General features: G+C 39.6%; 9 protein-coding genes. 7 read left to right on the forward strand and 2 right to left on the reverse strand.

Features of this window, described 5'->3' with window-relative positions:
- The first annotated feature begins 229 nt into the window (after nt 1–229).
- Genes FWE23_10750 through FWE23_10780 form a run of 7 tightly spaced genes read left to right on the forward strand, consistent with a single transcriptional unit; the run spans nt 230 to nt 6855 of the window.
- A complete protein-coding gene (locus FWE23_10750) occupies nt 230–1405 on the forward strand; it encodes an SPFH domain-containing protein (protein MCL2845904.1) in 1176 nt (391 codons plus the stop codon).
- A 17-nt stretch (nt 1406–1422) separates the two neighbouring features.
- Nucleotides 1423–2118, forward strand: a complete 696-nt coding sequence (locus tag FWE23_10755; protein MCL2845905.1) for a hypothetical protein — start codon at nt 1423–1425, stop codon at nt 2116–2118.
- A 16-nt stretch (nt 2119–2134) separates the two neighbouring features.
- The gene (locus FWE23_10760; GenBank protein ID MCL2845906.1) at nt 2135–3691 is read left to right on the forward strand and encodes a toll/interleukin-1 receptor domain-containing protein; all 1557 of its coding nucleotides are present in this window, start codon (nt 2135–2137) and stop codon (nt 3689–3691) included.
- Nucleotides 3692–3705: 14 nt separating this feature from the next.
- The gene (locus tag FWE23_10765) at nt 3706–5055 is read left to right on the forward strand and encodes an AAA family ATPase (protein MCL2845907.1); all 1350 of its coding nucleotides are present in this window, start codon (nt 3706–3708) and stop codon (nt 5053–5055) included.
- The gene (locus tag FWE23_10770) at nt 5024–6289 is read left to right on the forward strand and encodes an McrC family protein (GenBank protein MCL2845908.1); all 1266 of its coding nucleotides are present in this window, start codon (nt 5024–5026) and stop codon (nt 6287–6289) included. The genes FWE23_10765 and FWE23_10770 overlap by 32 nt, the downstream gene beginning before the upstream one ends.
- Nucleotides 6290–6335: 46 nt before the next feature.
- A complete protein-coding gene (locus FWE23_10775; GenBank protein MCL2845909.1) occupies nt 6336–6578 on the forward strand; it encodes a DUF2281 domain-containing protein in 243 nt (80 codons plus the stop codon).
- Between the two features lies 1 nt (nt 6579).
- Nucleotides 6580–6855, forward strand: a complete 276-nt coding sequence (locus tag FWE23_10780) for a type II toxin-antitoxin system YafQ family toxin (GenBank protein MCL2845910.1) — start codon at nt 6580–6582, stop codon at nt 6853–6855.
- On the opposite strand, the gene FWE23_10785 is transcribed toward FWE23_10780, so the two are convergent.
- Nucleotides 6839–8449 (reverse strand): hypothetical protein, encoded by a 1611-nt coding sequence (locus FWE23_10785; GenBank protein MCL2845911.1) that lies wholly within the window; start codon nt 8447–8449, stop codon nt 6839–6841. The genes FWE23_10780 and FWE23_10785 overlap by 17 nt on opposite strands.
- A gap of 147 nt (nt 8450–8596) precedes the next feature.
- Nucleotides 8597–8860: hypothetical protein (locus tag FWE23_10790; protein MCL2845912.1), on the reverse strand; the 264-nt coding region annotated here is incomplete at its 5' end.

Consider the following 8860-nt stretch of genomic DNA (forward strand, 5'->3'; position numbering starts at 1 on the left):
AAGCAGAGTGAAAACAAAATACGCATTTTGATATTTTTTTTGGGGAAAAAAAATCTCCCTTAAAATATTATTTCCCCCCCCCCCCCCCGAATTTCGCAAACCACTGCAATTCAAGCACTTACGCGTATTTATCTAAAGTAAAACTTTACGCATTTTTATTTCATATCAAAAGCTCAATCTTTTTGAGCGACTATATATTTTTGCAAATCATAACCGGGAGGCATAATAAATGTCAGGCATTTTTCAAGTAATTAAATACGAAGGTGATAACAGCACTTTCGTTTGGAAGTCGCCGATTGAGAATTTCAATATCGGCAGTCAGTTAATTGTTCACGAATCGCAGGAAGCGGTGTTTTTTATGAACGGGCAGGCGTTGGACTTGTTCGGTCCGGGACGGCACACCTTAGAAACGCAAAATATACCGTTGGTTAGAGGTGTTATCAATAAAAAAACCGACGGAGAAACTCCGTTTCGCGCCGAAGTGTATTTCATAAACAAGGTTGAGCAACCTGCGATAAAGTGGGGAACGGACAGCCAAGTTCAGTATATGGAGCCGACATACAAATTTCCGTTAAAAATAGGGGCTTCGGGCGAAATGTCTTTGCGCGTTGAGGACTCGCGAAAGTTGCTCGTTAAAATTGTCGGCAAAGAAAAACAATTTACACAGGCAAATCTTGTGCAGATGTTTCGCGCTTTTTTAATGGTAAAAGTTAAGCCGTATCTCGCGCAAACTATGCAAAAAAGCGAGTTCGGCATTTTTGAAATCGACTCGCAAATGGGCGAACTGTCGCAAGTTCTGCACAATCAACTGATACCCGATTTTGTCGATTACGGATTATCGCTCGAACGATTTTTTATAACAACTATCGTAAAACCCGAGGGCGATAAGGCGTATGAAAAATTTCGCGATATACATATTCGCCAATATTCCGACGTTGCCGAGGCGCAACTCAGGCAAAAAATCGGCGTAATCGACCAGCAAACCGAAGCGCAAAAAATGGTTATAGAATCGCAGGCAATAGCGACAAAGCGCGCGCAAGAGGGATACACATATCAACACGAACGAGGCTTTGACGTAGCCGAAAAAGTTGCTCAAAACGAGGGCGCGGGTAATTTTTCGAGCGCGGGAATAGGGCTTGGAATGATGGGAGGCGTTGCAGGCGGTATGGGCGGAATGATAGCGGGAATAACGACAAACGCACTCGGAAACGTCGCGCCGAATGCAACGGGAATCGGCATAATTACACCGACGGCAACCCCCGCGCCACAAACGTCGCAAGAACAATCGGGCGGCGATATGGCGGAATTCAAGCAAAAACTTGAAAAATTAAAGTTGGCAAAAGAAATGGAAATGCTTAGCGACGAAGAATTTGAAACACAACGAAAAACGCTTTTAGGGCTGTAAAAAAAGGAGAACTACAAATGATAAACATAAAAAACAAAGGGCAATTTTTAGCGACAATGCTAATAATTGCAGTGGTGTATAATGTAAGCATTTTCGCAATTCCATTCAACAGAGAAAGCGAATTTTGGCTTGGATACGGCTTCTTTATGTCGGCGCTTGTTTTGGCGACGGCTGTCGGAAATTATGTCATAAACCTTAAAGGATTACGAAGCAAGGTTTATGGAATTCCGCTTATTTCGGTGATTTGGCGGTATCTTGTCGCTCAATTTATTGTAAGTTTGGCGCTTATGATTTTTTATTTTGCACCGTATGCTTTCAGAATCGGACTTGCGCTGAGCACCGCTCTTTTGGGAGCTTGTTTAATCGGACTTATCAGCGTTAATGCAGTCAGAGAAAAGATAGAACGCATAGACGAAAAAATCAAGGAAAAAGTGCTTTTCATAAAATCATTGCAAGCAGACGTGGAAAATTTAGTCGCCAAAGTTTTGGACGAAAGCGTAAAAAAATCCCTGAAAAACCTCGCCGAAACAATAAAATTCAGCGACCCTATGAGCAATGCAAAACTTGCCGAACTCGAAAGCGAAATAAGTGCAAAAATCGCCCTGCTTTCGCAAAATATCGAAAAAGCAGACAAGGACGAAGCAAATAAATTGTGCGAAGAATTACAGCAATTATTTGCCGAAAGAAACAGAAAATGCAAGATATTGAAATAGGCGAAAGGCGACAAAAATGACAATCCTAAAATGCAAAATGTGCGGCGGCGATATTCGGGCAACCGATGAAACTTACGGAAATTGCGATTCTTGCGGCTCTACAATGACTTTGCCGAAAGCGAACGACGAGCAAATGCTTAATCTTTTTAACCGCGCAAACCACCTGCGCCGCCTTAACGAATTCGACAAAGCCGTCGCCGCTTATGAAAATATTCTTAATATCGACGCATCGTCCGCAGAGGCGCATTGGGGCTTGGTATTATCTAAATACGGCATAGAATACGTGGAAGATGAAAAAACAGGCAAGCGTGTTCCAACCTGCCATAGAGTTCAGAGCGAGCCGATTTTAAGCGATGCAGATTACATTTTCGCAGTCGAAAACGCGCAAGATGAATACACAAAAAGTTTATACGAAGAAGAAGCGGAACAAATCGCTGAAATACAAAAAGGCATTTTGGCGATTTCGAGCAAAGAAAAACCTTACGACGTGTTTATTTGCTACAAAGAAACCACAAGCGGCGGCAGTCGAACGAAAGACAGCGCGCTTGCGCAAGATTTGTATTATCATTTAGAAAAGGAAGGCTTTAAGATTTTCTTTTCGCGAATTTCCTTAGAGAAAAAACTCGGACAAGAATATGAGCCGTATATATTTAACGCACTCAACACCGCAAAAGTGATGTTGGTCATCGGCACAAAATCCGAACATTTTAACGCCGTATGGGTAAAAAACGAATGGAGCCGATTTTTATCCCTCGTCAAAAAAGACAAATCCCGCCTGCTAATTCCTTGTTTCCGCGATATGGATGCTTACGATTTACCCGAAGAAATGGCAATGTTGCAGTCGCAAGATATGTCAAAAATCGGCTTTGCGCAAGATGTTATTCACGGGATAAAAAAGGTTTTGGAGGGTGCGAAAGAGAAATCTTCGCAAGGAGGCGTGGCAGCGGTAGCGGCATCTCCGAATATAGAATCTCTTATGAAACGCGGTTGGCTGGCTTTGGAAGATTACGATTGGGATAAAGCGCACGTTTTTTTTGACCGTGTTTTAGATATAAACCCTGAATATGCGCCCGCGTATGTCGGTTGCTTGTGCGCAGAATTAGAGGTCAAAAAAGAAGAAGATTTAGCTAAAAGCGAATATTCCTTAGAGGACAATCCAAACTACAAAAAAGCATTACGATTTGCCGATGAAGCGCTTAATACAGATTTACAACTCTATAATATAAAATGTGAGCCGTATGTAAAGTCAAGAGAAAAACGCGAACAATATGCCCGAAATGAAGAAAATTACAATCTCTATCGATCTTTATATAACGGATGTTGCCAAGGCAACGGAATTACCGAAAATGGAAAAAACGTTAATGATGTGTGGCGAACTCTTGCTAAATGGTTTCGAGAGTTGAACGGGCATAAAGATTCTGAAGTATGGGCGAAAAAGTGTGATAAAAAGGCAGAGGATATTGATAACGCTATAAGATATGCAGTACAACAAGAGAAATTTACACAATGGATGACTATCATTATTGTTTGTTTGTTGTTAGGCGGTTGCTTTTTATTTTGCAGTAATCTATAAAAGGAGGAGTATTTATGAAATTTCCGACGATTGAAGAATATGAAAAGATGAGTTTGGAAGAGCGAGAAAAGGCGTTTGCAGCTTTTCTTAAGAGCGATATCGCGACTAACCAAGATACGCAGTCAAGATATATTAGAGAAATTAAGGGAGTAAGTAGTGATGAAATTGCAAAATTCACTGAAAAAGAAAACCACTTTGAGTGCGTGAGTGTTGAAGAAATTAATGAAAAAATACAAGAGTATGAAGCGTATCAAAAGCAACAACCAAAGAAAAAAACTCCTCAAATAATTTCTGGACTGAAGAAATACCTCAAATTTCTCAAACAAATTTCCAGTGAAAAAATTGAACCAAACGAAGAAGCAAACCTATTGCCTAAAAATCTTATTTTATTCGGTCCTCCCGGAACAGGAAAAACATACAACACCGCAATTTATGCAATTGCCATTGCCGAAAACAGAAACATTGAAGATGTAAAAGCAGAAGCAAAAGAGGACTACGCCGAAGTAAAGGCGCGCTTTAACGAACACAAAGAAAACGGACAAATCGCTTTTACAACATTCCACCAATCATACTCTTACGAAGAATTTATTGAGGGAATTCGCCCAAATTTATCGCAAAATTCAAACGGCAATGTCTCATATAATTTGCACAGCGGCGTATTTAAAAATTTTTGCGACAAGGCAAAAGAAAACGAAGAGGAAAATTACGTTTTCGTTATAGACGAAATCAATCGCGGGAATATCTCTAAAATTTTCGGCGAACTTATCACGCTTATCGAAGACACAAAACGGCTCGGCGCAAACGAAGAAGCGACTGCAATTTTACCGTATTCGCAAGAAAATTTCGGTATTCCGAATAATGTTTATATACTCGGAACAATGAACACCGCCGACCGCTCCATTGCCCTATTGGACACCGCGCTTCGCCGCCGATTTGATTTTGTAGAAATGTTGCCCGATACTTCATTACTAAATGATGTCTTTGTCAAAGAAATAAACATCGAAAAAATGCTCGAAAAAATTAACAAGCGAATAGAGGCTTTATTCGACCGCGAGCACACTATCGGACACGCATACTTTTTGCCTCTAAAGCAAGAAAATACTATCGAAAAACTTGCGCGGATAATGAAAAACAAAATTATTCCGCTTTTACAAGAGTATTTTTATGACGATTACGAAAAAATTCGTCTATGTTTGGCAGATAATCAGAAAAACGAAGAATTGCAATTCATAAAAAGAGTGCAAATAGCAAATAATTTGTTCGGTAATGCCGATTTGGAATTAGACGATAGTTTTGAAATAAATACATCTGCATTTGAAAAAGAAGAGGCGTATGTCAAAACCTACGAAAATAATAACGATTAGGGAATTTGACGAGATATTGCGTGAAAATGATGACAAAACGTCTTTTTCGGCTCTTGAAAATTTCATTTTATCAAACAAAAATAATTCCGAAACCGATACGCTTGAATTGCTGAAATTATCGGCAAAAAAAGGTGTCGGCAAAGTAATCTCTGCTAAAAATTACGTGGGAATTATTACGTTAAAAAATGGAACAACAATTGAGATATTGCCGAAAATCGCAAATCTTGACGACGATAACGACACGACAAAAAAGATTTTTCTGAAAATGCTTAAAACGCTCAAAAATTCACCCTTTAAGGAGTTTAACACTTCAAATCTGAAAACAGAAAAATTTACCTTATTGGAAATATTCATAAAAATGTTTTTGGATAAAGTCAGTTTGCTGACAAGACAAGGATTAAAATCAGCATACGTCGAAACCGAAGAAAATGAAAGTTTCTATAAAGGAAAATTACTTGTATCGCAGAATATTCGCCATAATCTCGCGAACAAAGAGCGGTTTTTTGTGCGTTTCGACGAATTCAGCATAAATCGCCCCGAAAATAAATTGATAAAATCCACGCTGAAATACCTGCTCGGTCAAACTCGAACACAAACAAATCAAAACGAAATAACCAAACTTTTAACGCATTTTGAATTAGTTGATTTTTCAAACAATTATGATACGGATTTTTCCAAAGTATCGACAAATCGTTCAATGAAAAACTACTCCGAACTAATAAATTGCTGTAAAATATTCTTGAAAGGAAATAGTTTTACGGCATTTTCAGGAAGCGAAACAGCAATCGCTTTATTATTCCCGATGGAAAAAATTTTTGAGAGTTATGTCGCGGCGTTATTCAGAAAATATTTGCCGCAAGATTTTACGATTTATACGCAAGACAGCGGATATTATTTATTTGAAGAAAACAAAAAATTTCGCCTAAAACCCGATATTGTGATAACCTCCCCAAAAGGCGAAAAAATTATATTAGACACCAAATGGAAATTGCTTTCGCTAAACGAGAACAACTATGGCATTTCGCAAGCCGATATGTATCAAATGTATGCTTACGGCAAGAAATACGGAGCAAAAAAAGTTATACTGCTTTATCCTAATCCAAATTTCGACATTGAAAAGGAAATCACCTACACTGCCAACGACGACGTAAAAGTTGAGGTGTTGTTTGTTAATTTGAAACACGTTCCGTTAGAAATTAGTAAAACACTTCTGTTTTTTGCCGTTTATAGTTAGCGGCAGATATTATTTTATATCTAAATTATAAGGAAAGGAAATGTTTATGGTTTTAGCAAATGAAAGATTGTATTCCGAGGTGGAAACGCTTCCGCAAGAATTTGTGCAGGAAGTGCTTAACTACATAATGTATTTGAAATACAAGCAAAACAATCTTGCGTTTTCAATGCCGATGCAACGCCCGTCTGCCGAGTTAATGGAAGCAATAAACGATGTAGAAAACAACCGAAATATAATCGGTCCGTTTGCCACAGCCGAAGATGCGGTAAGATCAATGCTGGAGGATTAAATTGCTTGAAATTAAATACTCATCTAAAATAAAAAAGCAAATGAAACTTATAAAACGGCAAAACAAGGATATGAATAAACTTGTTTGGGTTTTGAATGAATTAGCAAACAAAAGAACGTTGCCTGAAAGTTTTTGCGACCACAAATTAACAGGAAATCTCTCTAAGTATCGCGAATGCCATATTGAACCCGATTGGCTTTTGGTGTATAAAATAGAAAAAGAAGAATTGGTATTAGTCGCCGTTGCAACAGGTTCGCATTCTACGTTATTTGGGTAGCGTAAATAAAAACCGCGCTTGTCGCCGCGAAAGTTTTGTATCCGTTCTCGGTTTCGCATACAGTTTCAGCGCGCAAATAATCGACATTCTTAATAAGTTTCTCCGATATTTCTTGCGAATAACAGTATTTTTCTTCGGAAATATTTACAAAAACTAATTTTTCTTTCTGCGCTTTGCAATCGCCGATAAAAAGCCAAATTTTGCTTATTCTGCCGAATTCTTTACTGCTTTTTATGGTGATTGTTGCGGTGTTTTTTATTGTGTCTATACGGATAAACGGTCCGTCTGTTATAAAGGTTTGCCCTGTTTTTATTGCTTCAATTAAATTAGCGCCGTAAATTCCCGTTCGCGCCCTGCCGAAACTGCGCTCAAAGTCTTCTTTGGCGGAAACAAACGGAACGCTCATCGCCCGATAACGATTAAAATCGCCGTGCGAATCGTTGCCCGCAATTAACGGGAGGTTTTTGCCCGAAAGCAAAAGGTTTATCCACAAATTTCGCGCTCGTCGCCAAGTTTTGTCGAATTTTCCGTTTGTTGCTTGAAAGGCGAACGGTGATTTGGGCGTATGCAATACGCCCCTACATAAATCGGCGAAATCTTGAAATCGCCAATGGTCGCGCCGTAAAAATAGGCGATGGAAAAAATTAGGGATTTCGCCCGGATGCGCCGCAAACGCCACTCCCCCGTTTTCGATTACCGAATTTATCGCCTCGTCCATTGTCGGCTCGGATTTGCGGTTGTAGCCCTTTCGCGCGCCGTCGGCGGTTCCTGCAACGAATGTAGGGGCGGGTTTTAAACCCGCCCCTACGTCAAATATCGCTCCCAAATGAACAGCTTTTCCGCCGTTTCGCACAACCGAAATTTCTTCGCCCAAATGAACGTCTATTCGGTGGCTGAGCCGGTCGTTGCCACCACATTCTTCGCGCAAATATTGCCAATGGGTTAATTTTTCGTCTTTTTCAAGGTAATTTTCGGGTTTGCAGGATAAATCGTATGAATGGTCGGTTATTGCAACGCCGTTTAGTCCTGTGTAGTCCGCGCAATCAGCTATAAATGATACGGGGGCACCGAATTCTATGTGGTCGTTTGTGTGCGACGAATGGCAGTGCAGGTCGTAGTATTTTGCGGGATTGGTATCGTCGTTTGGGTAGTTTTCGGAGGCGAGATAGACAGAAAAAGGGAAATTGCTTGTTGTATTTATGTTATCGACCGCGGCGATTTTTGTTTTCTCTCCGATTTTGTATTTTAATTTCGGATAAAGAAACAGTTTTTCGTCGAGTATTTGCGGCAGGGAGGCGACTGTCGCCTTGGGAATGGTGAAGCGAAATCCTTGTAAATCGTATTTTTCGTGAATTTTGTGTTTGGAAATTTCGTCAAATTTGTGAGTTGCGAGCATTTTTCCTTTGCAAACTACTTGAATTTCGACGTTTTCGAGAGAAATCGGGAATTTGTCGAAATCTTTAATGAAAAGATAAATGGGAATTTCTGTTTTTTCGGGCGAAATTCTCGCGGGGCAATCAAAGATGATTTCGGGCTCGTCTTTATACAAAAACGACGGTTGCCATTTGAAAAATTTGAAGTGCGTTTCTACCATTTTTTCTCCTGAATTTATAGAAAAATACATTTTTCACAAACAAAAAAGGGAGGCGACCGTCGCGCAAATAGTATTTTCTGCCGAATATTGAAAAAAACAACTATTTCTTTTTTCTTCTTGCATTTTTATTTGGCAAATAGTATTTTCCTACAAAAATCTGACACCTTTTGAGAAAAGTATAAAAATGGGCGTAATGGGTAAAAATGGACAAAATGTTCCTGAGGTCTTGACTTTTGCAGTGGGCAAAACGTATTTTATATTGAGTATATTTATATATATTCTCGCTTCTCGCTTCTCGCTTCTCGCTTCTCGCTTCTCGCTTCTCGCTTCTCGCTTCTCGCTTCTCACTTCTCTCTTCTCGCTTCTCACTTCTCGCTTCTCGCTTCTCGCTTCTCGCTTCTCCTTTCTCCC

This window comes from Chitinivibrionia bacterium (assembly GCA_009779925.1).
Taxonomy (GTDB): Bacteria; Fibrobacterota; Chitinivibrionia; order Chitinivibrionales; family Chitinivibrionaceae; genus WRFX01.

Bases quoted from the DNA above. Each gene is read 5' to 3' on its own strand.
- FWE23_10750 (MCL2845904.1), top strand. From the start codon at position 230: ATGTCAGGCATTTTTCAAGTAATTAAATACGAAGGTGATAACAGCACT.
- FWE23_10755 (MCL2845905.1), top strand. From the start codon at position 1,423: ATGATAAACATAAAAAACAAAGGGCAATTTTTAGCGACAATGCTAATA.
- FWE23_10775 (MCL2845909.1), top strand. From the start codon at position 6,336: ATGGTTTTAGCAAATGAAAGATTGTATTCCGAGGTGGAAACGCTTCCG.
- FWE23_10765 (MCL2845907.1), top strand. From the start codon at position 3,706: ATGAAATTTCCGACGATTGAAGAATATGAAAAGATGAGTTTGGAAGAG.
- FWE23_10785 (MCL2845911.1), bottom strand. From the start codon at position 8,449: ATGGTAGAAACGCACTTCAAATTTTTCAAATGGCAACCGTCGTTTTTG.
- FWE23_10760 (MCL2845906.1), top strand. From the start codon at position 2,135: ATGACAATCCTAAAATGCAAAATGTGCGGCGGCGATATTCGGGCAACC.
- FWE23_10770 (MCL2845908.1), top strand. From the start codon at position 5,024: ATGTCAAAACCTACGAAAATAATAACGATTAGGGAATTTGACGAGATA.